17 protein-coding genes are annotated in these 20,635 nt (G+C 34.6%); 14 read left to right on the top strand and 3 right to left on the bottom strand.

All coding sequences use genetic code 11. The features are described from left to right. Positions 1-108 precede the first annotated feature (108 nt). Positions 109-2,043 carry a diguanylate cyclase gene (locus WCG23_06015; protein MEI8389424.1) on the top strand — a complete coding sequence of 645 codons (1,935 nt, stop codon included), beginning with the start codon at positions 109-111 and terminating at the stop codon, positions 2,041-2,043. Between the two features lie 6 nt (positions 2,044-2,049). Here WCG23_06015 and WCG23_06010 read toward each other — a convergent pair whose 3' ends face one another. Together WCG23_06010 and thrS are read right to left on the bottom strand one after the other, a co-directional pair. Next, the gene (locus WCG23_06010; protein ID MEI8389423.1) at positions 2,050-2,259 is read right to left on the bottom strand and encodes a hypothetical protein; all 210 of its coding nucleotides are present in this window, start codon (positions 2,257-2,259) and stop codon (positions 2,050-2,052) included. A gap of 117 nt (positions 2,260-2,376) precedes the next feature. Continuing rightward, positions 2,377-4,335: a threonine--tRNA ligase gene (gene thrS / locus WCG23_06005; GenBank protein ID MEI8389422.1), complete on the bottom strand. Its 1,959-nt coding sequence runs from the start codon at positions 4,333-4,335 to the stop codon at positions 2,377-2,379. A 234-nt stretch (positions 4,336-4,569) separates the two neighbouring features. Between thrS and cpaB the strand changes: the two genes are divergently transcribed. The 10 genes from cpaB (at position 4,570) to bioA (ending at position 16,467) form a co-directional block, all read left to right on the top strand. Continuing rightward, positions 4,570-5,718, top strand: a complete 1,149-nt coding sequence (gene cpaB / locus WCG23_06000) for a Flp pilus assembly protein CpaB (protein MEI8389421.1) — start codon at positions 4,570-4,572, stop codon at positions 5,716-5,718. 16 nt (positions 5,719-5,734) lie between these two features. Continuing rightward, positions 5,735-7,279 (top strand): pilus assembly protein N-terminal domain-containing protein, encoded by a 1,545-nt coding sequence (locus WCG23_05995; GenBank protein MEI8389420.1) that lies wholly within the window; start codon positions 5,735-5,737, stop codon positions 7,277-7,279. 2 nt (positions 7,280-7,281) lie between these two features. Beyond that, positions 7,282-8,508: an AAA family ATPase gene (locus WCG23_05990; protein ID MEI8389419.1), complete on the top strand. Its 1,227-nt coding sequence runs from the start codon at positions 7,282-7,284 to the stop codon at positions 8,506-8,508. 11 nt (positions 8,509-8,519) lie between these two features. Further along, on the top strand, positions 8,520-10,022 hold the full coding sequence (locus tag WCG23_05985; protein ID MEI8389418.1) for a CpaF family protein: 1,503 nt from the start codon (positions 8,520-8,522) through the stop codon (positions 10,020-10,022). 26 nt (positions 10,023-10,048) lie between these two features. After that, positions 10,049-11,050 (top strand): type II secretion system F family protein, encoded by a 1,002-nt coding sequence (locus WCG23_05980; protein ID MEI8389417.1) that lies wholly within the window; start codon positions 10,049-10,051, stop codon positions 11,048-11,050. A 26-nt stretch (positions 11,051-11,076) separates the two neighbouring features. Next, a complete protein-coding gene (locus WCG23_05975; protein MEI8389416.1) occupies positions 11,077-12,003 on the top strand; it encodes a type II secretion system F family protein in 927 nt (308 codons plus the stop codon). 141 nt (positions 12,004-12,144) lie between these two features. Beyond that, positions 12,145-13,266: a glycine cleavage system aminomethyltransferase GcvT gene (gcvT, locus tag WCG23_05970; protein ID MEI8389415.1), complete on the top strand. Its 1,122-nt coding sequence runs from the start codon at positions 12,145-12,147 to the stop codon at positions 13,264-13,266. 44 nt (positions 13,267-13,310) lie between these two features. Then, on the top strand, positions 13,311-13,700 hold the full coding sequence (gene gcvH / locus WCG23_05965; GenBank protein ID MEI8389414.1) for a glycine cleavage system protein GcvH: 390 nt from the start codon (positions 13,311-13,313) through the stop codon (positions 13,698-13,700). Between the two features lies 1 nt (position 13,701). Beyond that, a complete protein-coding gene (gene gcvPA / locus WCG23_05960) occupies positions 13,702-15,036 on the top strand; it encodes an aminomethyl-transferring glycine dehydrogenase subunit GcvPA (protein MEI8389413.1) in 1,335 nt (444 codons plus the stop codon). Positions 15,037-15,117: 81 nt separating this feature from the next. Continuing rightward, on the top strand, positions 15,118-16,467 hold the full coding sequence (gene bioA, locus WCG23_05955; GenBank protein ID MEI8389412.1) for an adenosylmethionine--8-amino-7-oxononanoate transaminase: 1,350 nt from the start codon (positions 15,118-15,120) through the stop codon (positions 16,465-16,467). On the opposite strand, the gene WCG23_05950 is transcribed toward bioA, so the two are convergent. Continuing rightward, the gene (locus WCG23_05950; GenBank protein MEI8389411.1) at positions 16,464-16,724 is read right to left on the bottom strand and encodes a hypothetical protein; all 261 of its coding nucleotides are present in this window, start codon (positions 16,722-16,724) and stop codon (positions 16,464-16,466) included. The two genes, bioA and WCG23_05950, sit on opposite strands and share 4 nt — an antisense overlap. Before the next feature lie 209 nt (positions 16,725-16,933). Here WCG23_05950 and WCG23_05945 point away from each other — a divergent pair, with 209 nt between their 5' ends. The 3 genes from WCG23_05945 to ftsZ all read left to right on the top strand — a co-directional run bounded on the left by WCG23_05945 (position 16,934) and on the right by ftsZ (position 20,551). Continuing rightward, positions 16,934-17,788 (top strand): menaquinone biosynthesis protein, encoded by an 855-nt coding sequence (locus WCG23_05945; GenBank protein ID MEI8389410.1) that lies wholly within the window; start codon positions 16,934-16,936, stop codon positions 17,786-17,788. A 27-nt stretch (positions 17,789-17,815) separates the two neighbouring features. After that, entirely contained in the window at positions 17,816-19,081 is a 1,266-nt protein-coding gene (locus WCG23_05940) for a S41 family peptidase (protein MEI8389409.1), read from the top strand. Positions 19,082-19,432: 351 nt separating this feature from the next. Beyond that, the gene (gene ftsZ, locus WCG23_05935; protein MEI8389408.1) at positions 19,433-20,551 is read left to right on the top strand and encodes a cell division protein FtsZ; all 1,119 of its coding nucleotides are present in this window, start codon (positions 19,433-19,435) and stop codon (positions 20,549-20,551) included. Positions 20,552-20,635 lie beyond the last annotated feature (84 nt).

Below are 20,635 nucleotides of genomic sequence, written 5' to 3'. Positions count from 1 at the left end.
TAAAAATTATAAATAAATTAATTTCAATATAAAAAATGTTATACTATAATAATTATAAATAATTGTGTGCTTCTAAGTACTTAGTATTTAAACAGGTCGTAAAAACATATGGCATCAGGATGGCTTAAAGATATTGTTAATAAAGTAGGGACTTTCAAGGATAAAGTTAATATTCTTGAAGATAATTTTTTGGATGAAAGAAAAAGATTCAAAAATACTTTTGAACGAAATCTCTTACTTGAGAGAGAAATTACAGAACGGACTGACGAATTAAATCAGGCCAACAAAAGCTTGCTGACTTTAAAACACATCTGGAGCACCATGAATTCGGCTGAGCCATTATCTGAAGTTCTTTCTACGGTTATTAACGGATTGTCTGACGAGCTGGGGTATCTGTATTGCTTTGTTTTTCAGATTTATAATTTCGAATCAGGAACAAGACTCAAAATAAGAGCCGCAAACGAAAACAGTTTTTCCGCAAAAATGCATGATATATTGCAAAGCTCTATATTTTCTTACGATATACCTTTGAGCTGTGAAAATAATATTATTGTAAATGCCCTGAAAAACAGGGAAATAGTCAAAATAAAAAACTTTAAAGAACTGTTTCAGGGTGCTGTACCGGAAATAGAAGATGAAAAACTTGAGGCCATCGATAAGCTGTTAGGGAACAGGGCTATTTCAATATTGCCAATAATAGTGCAAGGAGAACCTTTCGGATGCCTTATTACTATTTCTATCAGAAGTGAAATAGGAAGTACGGAAAAAAACTTTTTGAGCCTTTTTGCAGGACAAATTGAACTTGCAGTGACAATCGCAAACCTTTTTGAACAAATTAAAAAACAGGCTATTACAGACGGTTTAACGGCTTTGTACAACAGAAGGCACTTTGATCAATGCCTGACAGCGGAAGTTGAGAGAGCAAGCCGTTTAAATCAGCCTTTTACGCTTATTACACTTGACTTGGATCACTTGAAAAAAATTAATGACACGCATGGACACTCCGTTGGAGATGAAGCAATTAAACAAATAGGGGTCATTCTCAAGAAAAATGCCCGTTCTGTAGATATTGCGGCAAGATTTGGCGGAGAAGAATTTGCTATAATACTTCCCGGTATTGAGATAGAGGGTGGTCTTATTGCTGCAGAAAGGCTTAGAGCAGCTATTGCTGAAGCACAGATTAAAGAATCCATACCTATTTCTGCAAGTATTGGTGTTGCGACTTTCTTAAAACATACGGAATCTATAGGAGAGCTTCTTGAACTTGCCGATCAGGCTATGTATTTAGCGAAGAAAAACGGCAGAAACAGAGTTGAAGTTGCAAGTAAACAGGAAGAAACAGACTGGCAGCGTTTGATTGTAAATACATTTATAGAATTGCTTGTTAAACAACAAATTCCGGCAGCTTCTCAAATTGTAAAAGACATTCAATTAAATAAACTTCAAGGTGAAAATCTTTTTGACATAATGAATTGTATATATTGCTCACTTTCTCAAGCCTGCAACAATATCTACAAAAATGAATATCTGGATGAAAAACTTTTTCTGGTTACAGAACTTGCAAAAAAATCAGATTTATCAGATGAAGAAATTGAAAAATTAAAAATTGCATGTGTGTTACATAACATTGGAAGTCATTTATTACCCGAAAAAATTCTAATAAAACCCGGTCCTTTAACAAATGAAGAAAGAAAGCAAGTGCTTGAGCATCCACTTTTATCGGCAAAAGAGATTCTGAGACCGCTTAAATCCACCGGATATATTATAAATATTATTGAACATCATCATGAAAATTGGGATGGAACAGGTTATCCTGGTATTCTTTCCGGAGAGACTATACCGAGAGGATCAAGAATACTTTATGTAATAAATGCATACTATGCAATGATTGACGATAGACCCTACAGAAAAGCTCTTGCCCCTGAAAAAGCTTTTGAAATGCTTATAAATGGCGCAGGAACCGTCTGGGATCCACAGATAGTAGATCAATTTATTTCTATCTTAAGAAACAAAAAAAATAAAGATCTGTCAAAAACTGTATAGAAATTTTTACCTTGTTTGAGAAGCAAAAACTTCGAAAACTTTATGAAAATTCTTTAAAATTCTGCTAAAAAAACTGTAATCACTTAAAACTTTTTCATGATCGAGAATGTTATACCTGAACACATGCTTTTCAGCCAAAAGCCTTTTATTGGGTACATTTTCTTCTGTAATTTTATCAGGATCAATGATGTATCTAAACATATCAGGACTAAACATAATTTCTCCCGCCCATTTTCATGTAAATCGACCGCATAGCGGTATATTTATATAAAAACAAGCATGAGCAAAAAATTGCGTTAATTTTTTATTTTATTAATTAACTCGAATTGTTAATTATACAGTTTCTTTTCCTTTGGTCTTGATTTCTTTATTAAGCGAATTTATGAAGTCATCAATATTTTTTGTACCAATATCACCTTTTAATCTGGCTCTTACTGCAACAGAATTTGCTTCAATTTCTTTATCGCCTATAACAAGCATATAAGGGATTTTTCTGTTTTGAGCTTCCCTAATTTTGTAGTTCATACTTTCACTTCTGTCATCAAGTTCGACTCTTAAATCTGCTTCTTTTAGTTTTTCATAAATACTTTGAGCAAATTCAGTATGTCTGTCGGCTATAGGGATAACAACAGCCTGCTGAGGAGCCAGCCATGCAGGGAAAGCACCTGCGTAATGTTCTATAAGAATACCTATAAATCTCTCCATAGTTCCAAATATAACTCTGTGAATCATAACAGGAGTTTGCATACTGCCGTCTTTTTCAGTGTATTTGAGGTTAAACCTGATTGGAAGGTTAAAATCCAGCTGAATTGTAGCACCCTGCCACGTTCTTCCTATGGCATCTTTCAGCTTGAAGTCGATTTTTGGGCCATAAAAAGCCCCATCTCCTTCGTTGATAACATAAGAAAGTTTTTTGTCTTCCAGAGCTTTTTTAAGTCCTGTCTCTGCCTTATCCCAGATTTCTATAGTTCCTGCAAAACCCTCGGGGCGAGTTGATAACTCGACTTCGTAAGTCATTCCAAACATAGTCAAAGTATCGTCAATAAACTCGATTATCCTGTTTATTTCGTCTACAAACTGATCCTGTGTACAGAAAATATGCGCATCATCCTGTGTAAAACCTTTTACTCTGGTCATTCCATGGAGTGCACCAGATCTTTCATTTCTATAAACTGTTCCAAGTTCTGCCATTCTGAGAGGAAGACTTCTGTAGGAATATCTTTTTGCTTGATATATAAGAATATGGAAGGGGCAGTTCATTGGTTTTAGCACATAATCTTGTTCTTCCACCTGCATGTAAAACATATTCTCTCTAAAATGCTCATTATGTCCTGAAATATCCCAGAGATTAGATTTTGCAATATGAGGAGTATAAACTATGTCATAGCCTCTTTTCCTGTGTTCATAACGCCAGTGATCTTCGATCATTTGTCTGACTACGCTTAAATTTGGATGCCACAACACTAGTCCTGCACCGACTTCTTCTCTTATGCTGAACAAATCAAGTTGTGTACCAAGCTTTCTGTGATCTCTTTTTTCTGCTTCTTCAATCCTTGTAAGATATTCATTAAGTTCATCTTTTGTCCAAAAAGCTGTAGCATAAATCCTTTGAAGCATTTTATTTTTTTCATCTCCGCGCCAATAAGCACCTGCCACGCTTAAAAGCTTGAATGCTTTTATAAATTTGGTGCCGGGGATATGCGGACCACGACAAAAATCGTTCCATACTATATTTTTATCTTTATCCCTGCCAAGATAAAGTGTGGGGTTCTGCGAAGCGTATTCCATAAGCAATTCTATTTTATAAATCTCGCCTTTTTCTCTAAAATTCGTTATTTGTTCCTGCACATTTACTATTTCATGCCGTTCAAAAGTTTGATTTTCTTTGATAATAATATTCATCTGCTCTTCGATTTTGGAAAGATCCTCTACACTAAGAGAAGTGTCAGGAATATCAAAATCATAATAAAAGCCGTTTTCGATGGTAGGTCCGATTGCAATCTTTGCATTTGGATAAATTCTTTGAACAGCCTGAGCCATAACATGAGCTGTACTATGTCTTAAAATATCAAGCGTTTCAATATCTTTTGAAGTTAAAATCTTTATGCTGTCACCGTTTTTTAGAATTGTATTTAAATCAACAACATCTCCGTTTATTTTAGCGGCAATGGCCACTCTTCCGAGTCCTTCACTGATTTTGCAGGCAAGATCTGCCACGGTGGAATTTTGGGCAATTTCCATTGAAGAGCCGTCAGGAAGATTTATTTTTATTAAATTTGTATTTTCTGACATATTTTATTCCTTTTGATAAAAATATTTTCAAGTCTATTTTCATACTATTTGTAATTAAAATCAATAAATAATAAAAAATATTTAAAATAGGTTTGATTTTATAAAATTATATATTTTAAATTTAAGTCGGGTAAATATACTATTTTTCACTCAATAAGCTATTAAAAACTAAAGTTTTGTAAAAATAATCCGACAAACTATACTGAGAGAGTTAGAAATAAGGGTATGAGAGAGATGCGCTCAAAAAAGAATAAGAAAAAGTTGCTTATTGCTATAACTCTCGGGTTAATAGCAACTGCCGGCGTTTTTAACATGATGAATAGCCAAAAAGCATCATTAGAAGCATCTATTGCCAAGCAACAAGCTGCTGCTCTCGCTACTATGCAGTCACAAACAACTGCAACAGTTCCGGAAAATGAAACAACAAGTGTTATTTTAGCAAAAACAGATATAAAATCCGGTGAAATTATTACTCTTAATAAAATTGAAAAAAAAGAATATAAAAAAAATGAACTACCTCCAAGTTTCTTTTTTAACGAAAATTTTGTACTGGGAAAAATAGCAGCTCAGGATATTCTTGCCGGAAAAATCGTTACTAATGAAGACATCCTTGCTATGTCAGAACATTCATTAAATATTCCTTCGGGCATGCGTGCAATTACTATTCCGACTTCATTAATTCAAGGACTGGCTTCTTATATATACATAGGCTCAAAAATCGACCTTATTTCAATAAAATCACCGCCTGAATTTATTGCGCAAAATATAAAAATAATAGCACTGGAAACAACTGTAGACTATTCCGCAAAAGAAACAACCCCAAAAGAAACAACAGCTAAAGCACCTGAGCCACCAAAGCCATCTGACTCTTCCACACCTCTTGCCCCTGCGCAATTGGCACCGATAGACGATACAACTGCTTCGCCAGAATCTAATACAACAATATCCCCGTCTTCTGCGGGAATAAAAAGTACCAGTGCCGATAAAGCTCTGGGAATAACTATACTTGTACCTGTAGAAACCGCAAAAAAAATAATCTTTGCAATGATTGAAGGAAAATTACAAGTTATAACAAGAGGAAGAAATGATGATAAAATAATTAAACAATCCTCATCATCATTCTCTTCATCATCTTCTTCTATTCGTAAACTTCCTTCGGAAATAAGCTCGCTGTTGCCGCCTCCTCCATCAGGAACAGGAAAACTGCCTTCGCTGCCGGGAGTTGTCAGCCCTAAAAATATTCCTGTTGAACAGCCCAAAATTGAAGTAGAAGTTATTGAAGCAAATAATAAAAGACAAGTTTCCTTTAATGATACAAGAAAAAGTCCTGCAAGCACCTCTTCTAATAAAGATATAAAAGAACTTCTTAAGGGGCTAAACTAGGAGAAATTAATAAAGTATGTTGTTCAAGCTGTTAAAATTTATAAACTGTCATTCAGAGGGCTTTAGCCTGAAGAATCAGTTTGGTCTACAATGCAGGTCTTTTATTTTATTAATAATAATGCTTGCTCTCTCGTCTGCCTCTTTTGCTCAAGAAATCCCTAAAATAAGAGAACTTCCGTCAAATCCGACTCCTATTAATAATCAGATATTAAAAAATGACAAAAATAATATTTATAAAACACAAGCAATAACTAAAAAACTCGAAAAGAACCTCACTGTAACCGAAACTAATAAAACTACACAGTTAAAGGGCGGCGTTTCCGAGTTAAAAGCGATTGTCGGCAAGTCCCAATTAATAAGATTTGATGAACCTATTAAACGAATTTCTATAACAGATCCGAATCTTGCTGATCTTGTCATAATTTCTCCAAAAGAAATGCTTGTTAACGGGAAAGCAGGCGGTGAAACTTCTCTTATAATCTGGGGAGAAACCGGTAATCCAATTATGTTCAATCTTTTTGTGCAGAATGATTCAATAAACTTTGTTAAGGAAATTAAAAAAATAGCACCTGATGATGATATTAAAATTGATTTTATTAACTCCGGCAGTCAAACCGGAATGAAAGTTGCTATTTCAGGGCGTATTTCTTCTACCATAACAAGAGATAAAATTAAAAATCTTGTTACAGCTTACGGCTATACACTAATTGACAATACTGAAGCCCTTACTCCACAGATTATGCTTTCGCTCAAAATAGTTGAAATCAACAGAACAAAGGTTAAAAACAAAACTTCAAATTACTTAAAAGGTCCTCTGTCAAATGATTATATGACAAAAACGTTTGGCGTTGATGTCTCTGCCATTGACCCTTTAACTAGTACAAGAGTCAATGGCAATGATGCAGTAAGTATAATACAAAATCTTCTTAATATGACAGGAGGCTCAATAAAAAATACCCAAACAACATTTCCTGATGGCAACGGCTTTACTTTCTGGAGATGGAACATCACAGGTAATGATCAAACAGCACAAGTTTTTAAGGTAGCTGAAACCGAAGGGATCATCAGTATACTTGCAGAGCCTAAACTTATGGCAATAAACGGGCAGGCAGCAACTTTTAATGCAGGGGAACAAATACCTGTAGTCAAAGGCAGAGATGAATATGGTGGATTAATCATTGAATATAAGGATTCCGGAATAAATGTCTCTTTTACCCCAACAATACTAGAGCAATCAGGAAGAATTTTATTAAAAATAGCTCCTGAAATTAATCAACCCAGTGCTTCTGCAATATCAACTGTAGACGGATTCCCTATTTATGGATTTACAACAAGAAAAACAGATACCACTGTTGAACTTGAAGATAATCAGACAATGGTTATCGGTGGATTGATTCAAAAAAAATCAAATTTGCAAAAAACAAAAATCCCATATCTTAGCAATCTTCCTATAATCGGAAACTTATTGAATAATTCCACATATAATAAAGACGAAACTGAACTGATGATATTCGTAACTCCAACAATAATAAAACCTGATGATGTTGTAAACGGGGTCTGATAATGGCTAATTTAGATATGATAATTATTGACAGCAATTCTGACTCAAGAGATGAACTTATCGTTCTCCTTGAGCAATTTCACCAAATTGACGTTATTGGCGAATTTGATGACCTACTTGCAGGATACTCCGCAATCATTCAGGAAAAACCTCATATTGTATTTATAGATCTCTCCGAAAATGCAGATTTGAGCATAGAAATAATAGAAAAAATAACTTTAAAAAACAAAAATTGTGTAATATTGGTTTCTTCAGAAAACGTAAATACAGAGCTTGTTTTAAGGTCAATGAGAGCTGGCGCAAGAGAATTTTTGACAAAACCTGTTATGCTTGAAGACCTGAGTACAGCACTAAAAAAAATAAAAATGCTGCTTGAAAACCATGAAGGAAGAACTGCAGGACAAATAATTTCAGTATTCAGCAACAAAGGCGGCATAGGAAAAACAACTATAGCTACCAATTTGGCATTAAAAATATCCGAAACGACAGGAGAAAGAGTCTGTCTGGTGGATTTAAACCTTCAACTCGGAGATATTACAACCTTTCTGGATATAACCCCTTCTTTTGATATTTCTTATGTAATAACACATATAAGCAGAATCGATGAAGCCTTCCTTTTAAGTTCACTTGAACAGTATAAAAACAAAGAACTTTATATTCTTGCAGACCCTCCAAACCTAGAACAAGCGGAAGAAATTTCTTCAGAAGACATAACTTCTGTTCTCAGTATGCTTAAAGAGATGTTTTCTTACGTTATTGTTGACACGAGCAGTGGTTTCGATATGAAAACGCTTACATGTCTTGATATTTCTGATATTATCCTTCTTATTTCCATGGTAAACCTGCCTTCCATAAGAAATTGCCAGAGATGTATGGATCTTTTCCACCGACTTGAATATCAAACTAATAAAATAAAACTTGTAGTCAACCGCTATATAGAAGACGAAGAAATCACCATAGACGATATTGAAGATGCTCTGGAACATGAAGTTTATTGGAAAATACCAAATAATTATTTTGCAGTAATGTCTGCAATTAACAAAGGTATCCCGATTTCATCAATAGCTCCTGATTCAAATATTGACCTGAGTTTTACAGAATTAGCCGGAAAAATTACCGATAGTATAATGATTTTGGACCAACCGACAAAAGCATCAAATGCAAATTTAAAACTCCCATTTGGTCTAAATCTTGATACATTTAAAAATTTCAAATTGTTTAATAAATAGGAGCATCTATAATGTCCATCCGTGATCGACTTTCAAAACAATCCTCACCCCCGTCAGCGCCAACGGGAAGACAAGTGACGGTACAAAATAAAAAATTAAATACTGTTGATATATCAGCACTACAGGACATCAAAGACAAACTGCACATGCTGCTTATAGAAAAAATTAATGCTATAGCTGATTGGCAAAAAATAGGTGATTCCGAGCAAAATTCTTTTATCAAACAATTTATAGAAAGACGTATTGAACAGGATTTTGGGTCAACACCTTTAAGTACAATTGAAAGAGAGCAGCTGGTACAGGAAGTACGACAAGAAGTTAAGGGCTTTGGACCGCTTGATCCGCTTCTTTGCGACCCGAGCGTCTCTGATATCCTTGTAAACGGACCTGCTAATGTTTACGTTGAAGTTGGCGGCAAGCTCAGGAAAACTAATGTAAGATTTAAAGACAATGCTCACCTTATGAATATTATTGAAAGAATAGTATCAAAAGTAGGTCGGAGAATTGACGAAAAATCGCCCATGGTTGATGCAAGACTTCCTGACGGTTCCAGGGTAAACGCTATTATTCCTCCCCTTGCAATTGATGGAGCTTCTTTATCAATAAGAAGATTTAAAGCCGATGCTGCAACGATACAAAATCTGCTAACATGGGGTTCAATGACCGTAGCAATGGCAGAAACTCTAAAAGCTGCCGTCAAAGCTCATCTGAATATAGTAATCTCAGGTGGTACAGGCGCAGGCAAAACAACTCTTTTAAACAGTCTTTCTTCTCAAATACCGGAAGATGAAAGAATTGTAACAATAGAAGATTCGGCAGAGCTTTCGCTGCAACAGGAACACGTTGTAAGACTGGAAACAAGACCGGCAAATATAGAAGGTACAGGTGCAATTACAGCGAGAGATCTCCTGATAAACTCTTTAAGGATGCGCCCTGACAGGGTAGTAATAGGAGAATGCAGAGGAGCGGAAGCTTTTGATATGCTGCAGGCGATGAATACAGGTCACGATGGTTCCCTGACCACGCTTCACGCTAACACACCCAGGGATGCATGTTCCAGACTTGAAACAATGTGTATGTACACAGGAATTGATCTTCCTGAAAAGACTATTCGACAACAAATTTCATCAGCTGTTCATCTTATAATTCAAGCAAGCAGACTTTCTGACGGTTCCAGACGTGTTACTTACATCAGTGAAATTACCGGCATGGAAGGCTCAATTATAACCATTCAAGATATATTTAAATGGGAACAGTACGGTCTTGATGAAAACGGCAAAGTAATAGGGTGCCATGTCTCTACCGGTGTAAGACCTAAATTTGGTGATAAGTGTAAAGCAAAAGGAATCAAACTGCCTCTTGAAATATTTGACCAAAACGCTCCTGCTGTATATCTTTGTAAAAATCCGCCAAATGAAAAAGCCGTAAACAAGTCAAAAAACAACTCTCAAGCTGATGATCAAGACTCAATAGATGATATTATAAAACAAAGAAAAGCTCAGCGATTTAGGTAAAAATTAAATACAGGAATTAGTCAGAAATGAATCCGGAATTAGTAAGTATAATATGCGGTATTATAGCTTTTTCAATATATATGATGTTTTTCTCGGAAGAACCTCTGGATTCTGATATTGCGAAACGTCTAAAAGAAACCAAAGAAAAGAAATTTACCGCTGCAAGAAATAATGACGAGCTTTTTGACCAACTTAAATCTAAAAATGACAGTAAACTCAATAATATGCTGAAAGATTCTTCAGATTACAGACTTGCTTTTTTGGGAATATTTTTCAGGAAATTCGAATTTACAAATAAAATCAAAAAACTTTTAAAAATTGCCGATTTAAAAATCCCTATCGATTTTTTCTTTATAATAACAGGTGGCTTATTTTTACCGTTTTTTTTAATTAGTATAATAAGTAAATCTTTTTTATTTATTTTGCTGGGAATTGGAGCTGCAGCAATTCCTTATGGTGTTATCAAAATGAAAATTGACAAAAATTTGCAGCAATTTAATTTTTATTTTCCTGATACATTAGGATTAATCTCAAATTCATTAAAAGCGGGTCATTCTTTACTTTCTTCATTCCAATTAGTCTCAACCGAGTCGCCATATCCTATAAATAAACTTTTCAAAAACATTGCAGACGATATTTCTCTGGGAAGGGACATAAGAGAAGCCCTTGAAGATTTAACTAATAACATTCCCGGCAGTGAAGATGCCAAGTTCTTTATTACAGCAGTCCTTATTCAGAAAGAAATAGGGGGAAACCTTGCAGAAATTCTTGATACGCTCAATAATACAATAAGAGAAAGATTTAAATTAATAGGAATGATAAAAACACAAACATCTCAGGCAAAAATTTCCGGATTAGTTCTTGCACTTGCGCCTATTTTTATAACATTGCTCGTAAGTTTATTGAATCCATCATACATGACACCTTTATTTAATACCTTTCCAGGACATGTTGCTCTTGCAATAGCAATCGGAATGTCCGCCATGGGTTATATAATCATTAATAAAATCACTCAAATAAGAGTTTAACAAATATATCGGAGTGCTGCTAAAAAATGGAATTAATTATTATTACAATAACAGTCTTTTCTGTAGGTTACTTGATTTTTATGATCATGGATGACAAGGATGAAAGTGTGCAACGCAGACTTTCATCCTTGTCATCGAGTTCTGACAGAATAAATAAAAATAGACAAGAAGATGAAGACTCAAAAGATTTTTTAATAAAAAGTTTTAATAATATAGCAAAAAATATAGCAGAAAAATCCAAAAATCTTATCATACAAAAACAATTACTTTCTGAAGCCGGATTTGCAAGCGATGAGGAGACCGTTTTAAAACATATTTCAAAAAAAGTTGTTTTTGCCTCTGTTTTAGGTGTACTTGCATTAATACTGCTTTTTCAGGCAAACTCCACCCCGCTTGTTAAAACGATGCTAATTATAATAGTACCTTTATTTGGATTTAAATTTCCGGATATAGTACTAAAATCTAAAGCAAAAAAAAGAGCCGAAGAAGTAACTTACAGTCTTCCTGATGCTCTTGATTTGCTGACAGTCTGCGTTGAAGCAGGACTAGGTCTGGATTCTGCAATTTCAAGAGTATCTCAAGAACAAAGAAACAGTGCTCCCATTCTTTCACAAGAACTTCAAAGAGTAAACAAGGAGGTTCTTTCAGGTATTCCAAGATCAGATGCTTTTAGAAATTTATTAAAAAGAAATAGTTCCGAAGAATTAAGATCTTTTGTAAGTTTATTAATTCAATCTGATAAATTTGGGACAAGTATTGCTCAATCTTTAAGAGTATATTCTGAAACTGTAAGAGTAAAGAGAAGACAAAAAGCCGAAGAATTAGCTTCAAAAGCAGGCGTAAAAATGTCTATACCTCTAATATTGTTTATTTTGCCCGCAACATTCATTGTAATTCTTGCTCCTGCTGCAATAAGCATGATTTCTTTATTTTCTTCCACCGGAGGACCGTAGATTTTTTTAGTGGTTTATAAATATTTGTTTACAGTTAAAATATTCTGACCACAAAACAAAAAATTTATCATAAAATAGTATTGACACTCAAATAATAATTTTATGTTGTTAATTTATTTTTAAATTAGGAAAAATACGATTATGGATAGCGAAAAGGGTTTTAGTAAAACAGCATTATATGAAGAACATAAAAAAATAGGAGCAAAAATGGTTCCTTTCGCCGGATGGGAAATGCCTCTTCAGTATTCCGGCATTATAGAAGAACATTTGACAGTAAGAAAAAAAGCAGGTTTATTTGATGTTTCCCACATGGGACAAGTTTTTATCAGCGGAAAAGATTCAATAAGCTTTCTTCAAAAGCTTGTTCCTCAAGATATTTCTAAATTACCTTCAGGAAAAGCTGTTTACACTCAACTTATTAACGAAGAAGGCGGCATAATTGATGATTTAATTATTTATCGTCTTGATAATGACAACAATTACAGATTTTTACTTATAATAAATGCCTCCAGAATAGAGGAGGATACAGCATGGCTTTTAGGCAATAAAGAAAATTCGGATTTGGTTATAGACAATCAATCAAATAACCTTTCAATGATTGCATTACAAGGACCTTTGGCTTCTGATATTCTAGCTAATATGGGAATAACAAAAGAAAATCAGCCAAAAAGATTTTTTATAAAAGAATCAAAACTGTTAAATACAGATGTTTTGGTCGCTTCTACAGGATATACCGGAGAAGACGGATTTGAAATAATTATAAAAAATGAAGAAGCTGCAAGATTATGGGAAGAAATTTTGTCAAAAGGCGAAAAATTCGGACTAAAACCTATTGGACTTGCTGCCAGAGATACTTTAAGACTTGAAGCAGGTTTATTTCTTTATGGTCAGGATATGAACGAAAATACAACTCCTGTTGAGGCTTCTCTTACCTGGACAATTTCAAAGGACAAGAAAGAAGATTATTTTGGAAAAAATAAAATTTTATCTCAAATTAATCAAAAGAACGAAGCCAAAAAACTTGTCGGGTTTAAAATGATTGATAAGTCAATTCCAAGACATGATTACAGGATTTATATAAATAATGAAGATGCCGGCGTGGTAACAAGCGGAGGAGTGGCCTCTTTTATCAGTGAAAACATTGGACTCGGCTACATAAATACTGGCAAATCGACCTCAGTCGGAACAAAAATTGATATCATGATACGGGGCAAATTACATCCAGCGGAAATTGTTAAAAGACCGTTTTATTCACATAATTAAAATCATAAATTCAAACGAGCGCTAATATAAAAGAGGACTGAAAAATGACAACAGATATGACAAATATTTTATGTACAAAGAGTCACGAATATTTAGTTAAAGAAAATAAAATTTTAAAAATCGGAGTTACCGATTTTGCTGTTGAACAACTTGGTGATGTTGTCTTTATTGAACTTCCTGAAGTTGATTCATCATTCAAAAAAGGTGATATTTTTGGAACTATAGAATCCGTCAAAGCCGCTTCTGAATTATATTTGCCGGTTAGCGGAACAGTTGTTGAAATTAACGAAAAAGTTGTAGAACAACCTGAATTAATCAATAACGACTGTTTTGGAGAAGGATGGCTCGTTAAAATTAAAGATTTTAAAGAATCTGAAATCGCAGAAACTATGACATATCAAGAATACAAAGAATTTATTCAAGAGGAAGATTAATTTGCATAACTTTTTGCCGCATACCAAGGAAACCCGCCAGGAAATGCTTAATGAAATCGGGTTGAATTCTATTGAAGATTTATTTATTAACATTCCTGCAAAAGCAAAAATCAATAATTTAAATATTCCTGAAGGATTAAGCGAACTTGAAGCAAAAAAACGCTTACAAGAACTTGCTAATAAGAACAAAACTGCACAAAACTGCATATCTTTTCTGGGAGGAGGAACTTATAACAGGTATATTCCCAGCTGTATAAACACTATTACCCAGCGTTCAGAATTCATTACAGCTTATACCCCTTATCAACCCGAAGTTAGTCAGGGAACTCTTCAGGTTATTTATGACTACCAGTCAATGTTATGCAACTTAACCGGCATGGATGTTGCCAATGCGTCTGTTTATGATGGTGCTACAGCCTGCGCAGAAGCAATACTTATGGCGTCCAGAATAACAAAAAAGACAAAAGCGTTAGTTAGTTATGTTTTAAATCCTGATTACAAGAAAGTTATCCGGACATACTGCTATGGTGCAGGAATTGAAATCGAGTATCTAAGTATTTCAGAAGGACATTCGGAAATATCCGATGAAATAAACCTTGATGATTACGCTTGTGTACTAATTCAGAATCCGAATTATCTTGGTTGCACAGAAAATCTGGTTAAAATCTCTGAAAAAACAATAAATTCTAAGGCTAAACTTATAATTTGTGCTGATATTGTAAGTCTTGCAATACTTAATAATCCTTCGAAATACAATGCGGATATTGTTGTCGGAGATCTTCAGCAGCTGGGCTTAGGAATGAATTATGGCGGACCGCACTGCGGATTTATTGCCTGCAAAAACGAATATTTGAGACAAATACCCGGAAGAATTGTAGGCTTATCAAAAGACAGGGATGGAAGCGATGCTTTTACCCTGACAATTCAAACCAGAGAGCAGCATATCAAAAGAGAAAAAGCCGCAAGCAACATTTGCTCTAATCAAGCGCTTATGGCACTTACTGCAACAATTTATCTTTCTGTGACAGGACCTGAAGGACTAAAAGAAATTGCAAATATTTCGGTGCAAAGAGCGCATTATCTTGCGGAAAAACTCAATGAAATTAAGGGAATTAAAGTTTTATATTCTGATTTTCTCAATGAATTTGCGATAAAAGTTGAATCTGTTTCTGCTGATGAACTTATTAAAAAGCTTGAAGCGGAAAATATTCTGGCAGGAATCAATCTGGGTAATAAATTTAAAGAATTTGAAGACTGTATCTTAGTTGCAATAACCGAAATGAATGAAGTTCAGGATCTAGATAAATTTATAAGCGTATTGAAAGAAATTTTGTAAGTCTTCTCGTGAACAGAACAGATTGCCACGTCGAGGCTTCGCCCCCTCCTCGCAATGACAACAGAACAAAAAAAGAAAAATATGAACAAATATAACGACCTTATACAAAAAGACCTTAAATACCTCTGGCATCCTTTTACCCAGATGAAAGACCACGAAACAGACGAGCCTATCATCATTGACAGGGGAAAAGGCGTTTACTTGTGGGACTTAAAAGGGAACAAATACATTGACGGGATTTCTTCATGGTGGGTAAATACACTCGGTCATTCGCATCCCCGTCTTAATGAAGCCCTTAAAAAACAAGTGGAAAAGATTGAACATGTTCTACTTGCGGGATTTTCACATGAACCTGCTATAGAGCTTGCTGAAAGACTCGTTAATCTAGCACCTCCTGAAATAACAAAAGTTTTTTATTCTGATAACGGCTCTACTGCTGTTGAAGTCGCACTTAAAATGGCATATCAATACTGGCAGCAAAGCGGATTTCCAGAAAAAAGCAAGTTTATTGCCCTAAAAAACTCGTATCATGGCGACACTTTAGGAGCTGTTTCAGTAGGGGGAGTTGATGTATATCACAAAATCTACAAACCGCTTTTGTTTGAAGTATTTCAGGCAGATTCTCCATACTGTTACCGTTGTCCTGCAAATCAAAAACAGGATTCCTGCAATATAGAATGTTTGAATTCTGTAGAAAAAATACTGGAAAAACATGCCGGAGAAGTGGCGGGTATTATAATAGAACCCCTTGTTCAAGCGGCCGGAGGAATGATTATTTATCCTTCACAATATATTACAAAGCTCCGAAAGCTTTGTGACAAATATAATATTCTTCTCATAGATGATGAAGTTGCAATGGGGTTTGGAAGAACAGGAAAAATGTTTGCTTTTGAGCACTCAAATATCGTTCCTGACATAATTTGCCTTGCAAAAGGCATAACGGCAGGGTATCTTCCTCTCTCTGTCACGATGACCTCCGATAAAATTTATCAGGCGTTTTATGATGATTATGAAAAGCTGAAAACTTTTTTCCACGGACACAGCTTTACAGGAAATCCGCTTGCTGCAAGCATAGCTGTTGAAAATTTAAAAATTTTTGAAGAAGAAAAAATTATAGATTCTATTCAGCCTAAAATTAAAAAACTTGAAATTGAACTTAAAAAATTCAGAGAGCTTGAATGTGTCGGGGATATTAGGCAGATAGGAATGATTGGCGCAGTTGAAATTGTTAAAAACAAAGAAACAAAAGAATCTTATGATTTTGAAGAAAGAATAGGCTCAAAAATATATAAAGAAGCCTTAAAGAAAGGTGCTATCCTGCGCCCTCTAGGAAATATAATTTATTTTATGCCTCCATACGCAATAACGGAAGAAGAAATAGAACAACTTACAGACATTGCTTTAGAAGCTATAAAGATTTCAGCAAATTAACCGTTTATATCAAGTTTGTTTCCTAACGATTGAGATAGGATTTGTTCATATTTTTGAGTTTCTTGTTCAACTCTAAATATTTGATTTTGCAGATTATCTTCTTTTTTTGGTTTTTTAGGCATAATTTTTTTTGCAGCAGTTTCCCATAAATTTGCATCAACTTTTTTTGAAAAAATAGTACTTTCTCCTACATCAATTTTCGGTATGTTAACCGGATTTAAAACAAATTTTTTATTATTAACAGGCGTATCCGCCATAATAAATCTCCCTTTATGTGTGATATATATCTCTGTTTTCGACATGATTTTAATGAAACTTTAGGCTTTTACAACAAAAATTAACATTTCTTAAACTACTAAACAGGAATATTTAAATTTGCAGGTTATGTTGTAAGATTGCTTTGTAATAAGTATGATAATAGTAGAAATAACAAAATCATTGCCTTGTGACGATATAAAATAAATTTATGAAAAATAACCACAAAATCAGCCTGGGTCTTATTAATTTTACAAACTGTCTGCCAATTAACTATACATTGGAAAAGTGGGCACTGGAAAACATTATTTTAAGTTGGGGACATCCTGTTTTAATAAATCGGCTCATATATGACGGACAGCTTTACGTTGCCCCTGTTTCTGCTTTTGAATACATAAAGAATGAAAACGATTATGTTCTTATTAAAGAAGCGTGTATAACTTCTGATGCGGAATGCGGAAGTGTAATTCTTTTTTCTAACCATAAATTAGAGGATTTAGCCGGAAAAAAAATCGGAATTCCTCATAATTCGGCAACTTCAATAAATATGCTAAAAATTATACTTAACGAAAAAGGAATTTTATCAGATACAACAAATCAAATAAATTTTGTTGAACATAAATATAAAAAACCTCTAAAAGAAGCCCTTGAAGAAGAATTTGACGCTGTTTTATATATAGGAGATCAGGCGTTAATTTCCAGAATCAAACATAACAGTACATTGTTGCAGTACGACCTCGGCAAATTATGGAAGGAGCTTACAGGACTTCCTCCCGTTTTTGGCACCTGGGTGGCGAGAGCCGACTGGGCAGTTACTCACAAAGATGATTTCGATCGGATAAAATTTTTAATCAATAAAGCAGTTGAAGCCGGTCTTGGTATGTATTTTAATGATGTAATCCAAAAAGCGTCTTCAGAATTGGATTTACCGGATTACGTCATTAAAGATTATTTAACTGACAAAATTAAATATAATTTCACACCCGAACATGAAAAAAGTCTTAATCTTTTTAAAAAGCTTTATAACAAGCTTAATGACCATTCCGAAGCAATTAGTTATTTATAATAAAAATGATACAAGATTGGAAAATATATGAAAATAATTAAAAATACTATAATAACTATATTTTGTCTGGTTCTTTTGTTTGGCTCGGCAGCAATTTGGGCATACAAAAACAATTATGAAAATGCACAAACGCCTGTTGAGTACGTTCTTTCCTCCATAGAAAATACCAATGTAACTCCTGAAGGGGTTTTTAACAGAGCATGGAGAATAGTTAAAAACAATTATGTTGATTCAACCTGCAACCATCAGAATTGGGAAAAATGGCAGCAAAGATATGATGACAAAATAAAAAACAAAGGCGACTCTTACGTTGCTATAGAAAGTATGATTGAAAGCTTAAATGACCCCTATTCAAGGTTTTTAAAGCCTGATGAGTTTGCAGAGCAGGATAGAAGCATAGAAGCAAAACTTTTTGGTATAGGTGTCCATATAGCAGACATTAAAGGCAATGCTGTTATTGTAAATGTCATAGAAGATACTCCAGCCGCAAAATCAGGTCTAAAAGCAGGTGATAGAATTTTAAAAGTAGGAAATAAATCCACAAAAGGACTTTCACTAAAAGAAGTTGCTGATTCAGTAAGAGGAAAAGCAGGAAGTAAAGTTGTTTTGACTATTTTAAGGAATAAAAAACAATTAACCAAAGCAATTTTAAGAGAAGAAATAAAAATTAAATCCGTTAAATACAAAATACTGGATAATAAATACGCTTATATAAAAATATCAACATTCATAAGCACAGACACCGCCTTTGAAGTAGCAGAAGCATTACAGGCAACTAAAAAATCAAAAGGTATAATAATTGATTTACGCGGAAATCACGGCGGGCTCCTTCCTAACGCAATTATGATCTCTAATATGTTCATAAAAAAAGGCATAATAGTCAGTGTTGTTGATAGAAACGGCGGAAAGCAAGAGTTCAAAGCAGAACCTGACAGCATAATGACGACAAAGCCGACAGTTGTTCTCATAAACAATGAGTCTGCAAGTGCCAGCGAAATTTTAAGCGGGGCATTGAAAGACCACAAAAGGGCTTTGCTTATAGGAGAAACAACCTTCGGCAAGGGGCTTGTACAAAGGATATTAAAATTGCCTGATGGTTCGGGAATAAACTTAACTGTAGCCAAATATTTAACGCCTAACGGCAATGACATAGGGCATAAAGGAATTAAACCGGACTATAAAGTTGTTATGACAGAAAAAGAATTCTTTGCTGGAAAAGATCTCCAGTTAAATAAAGCTAAACAAGTGCTTGCAACTGAACTTAACAAACCCAAATTAGCTGCTGTTAATTAATTGTGATTAAGAACCTCTTTCGATAATCAGCGCAATGTCATTTGAAATAAAACTTTATAAAACTTTACACTGCAATACAAAAACAATATCGGCAGACGGGTTAAAAAAGCCTGTAAATAAAGGCTGTAAAAAGCCCTAGCATTGCTTATTTTTTTTAATATAATTGTTTAAATATTTTAAAATTTCAAATAAAAGTTACCTTTACATAACTTTTATAGTTAAATATTTATTAAGAATAAAATGGTACTATATTATTATTCTCTAGTTTATTAATAAAAGTGAGTTAATTAAGACAAAAGAGGTTGAATATCCGTGGTTGATAAATTTAATTCATTAGGCTTAAATGAATCCATTCATATTACATCAATAGAAGGTGCCAATCAGGCTAACATTAAAGTTGTCGGTGTCGGCGGCGGTGGCGGAAACGCTGTTAATCGTATGATTGCGGCAGGACTTAGCAGTGTTGATTTTTGGGCGCTTAATACAGATGCTCAAGTCTTGCAAATGTCAAGCGCACAAAGCAGAATTCAACTTGGAAGTAAATTAACAAACGGCTTAGGCGCTGGTGGTGATCCTTCAAAAGGCGAAAAAGCTGCCGAAGAGAGCAAAGATGAAATAATGAAATCTCTTGACGGTGCAGATATGGTATTTATTACCGCTGGTATGGGCGGAGGCACCGGTACAGGCGCAGCTCCCGTAGTTGCTCAAATAGCAAAAGAACTCGGTGCTTTAACAGTCGGCGTTGTTACAAAACCATTCAGTTTTGAAGGTCGCCGCAGAATGAATCAGGCTAATGCAGGTCTTGAAAAGCTCAGAGAAAATGTAGACAGCCTTATTGTTGTTCCTAACGACAAGTTAATTGAAGTTGTTGAAAGAAGAACTACAATTAGAGAAGCTTTCTATGTTGTTGATGAAATATTACTCCGCGGTGTTCAAGGCATTTGCGATATAATTACAACACCAGGCTTAATCAACGTTGACTTTGCAGATGTTAAGTCTGTTATGTCAATGTCAGGTTCAGCTCTTATGGGTATCGGCAGAGGAAGCGGCGAAGGCAGAGCCCTTGAAGCAGCTAGAATTGCCGTTAATTCACCTCTTCTGGAAACATCAATACACGGCGCAAGCGGCGTAATCTTCAACGTAACAGGCGGTCCTGATATGACCATTCATGAAGTTTACGAAGCGGCTGAAGTTATTCACGAATCTGTTCTTGATGATGCTATCGTTATATTTGGTGCTGTGGTTGATGACAGAATTCAAGGAGAAATCCAAATTACTGTTATTGCAACAGGATTTGACCTTAAACCTCAGGGTGCTGAGAAATCAATTGCTGATCCTCTTTCCTTGTTCACAACAGCAAGCACAAGTGCTTCACCATTAAAGAAAAAGACATCTCAGGAAACAGCAAGCACTATGTTAGATCTTGATATTCCCGAATTTTTAAGAGATAAAAAACCTTTTAAAATCTAGGATTTTATAATTCAATGCAAAAGATAGAGGGTTTTTAAAAGCCCTCTATCTTTATAGTAAACTCGAATTGCTAAATCGCCAAAA

Source organism: bacterium (assembly GCA_037147175.1).
Classification (GTDB): Bacteria; Cyanobacteriota; Vampirovibrionia; order Gastranaerophilales; family UBA9971; genus UBA9971.
Note: the sequence above shows the minus strand (reverse complement) of the source record. Positions and strands in the feature narration are given on the sequence as shown.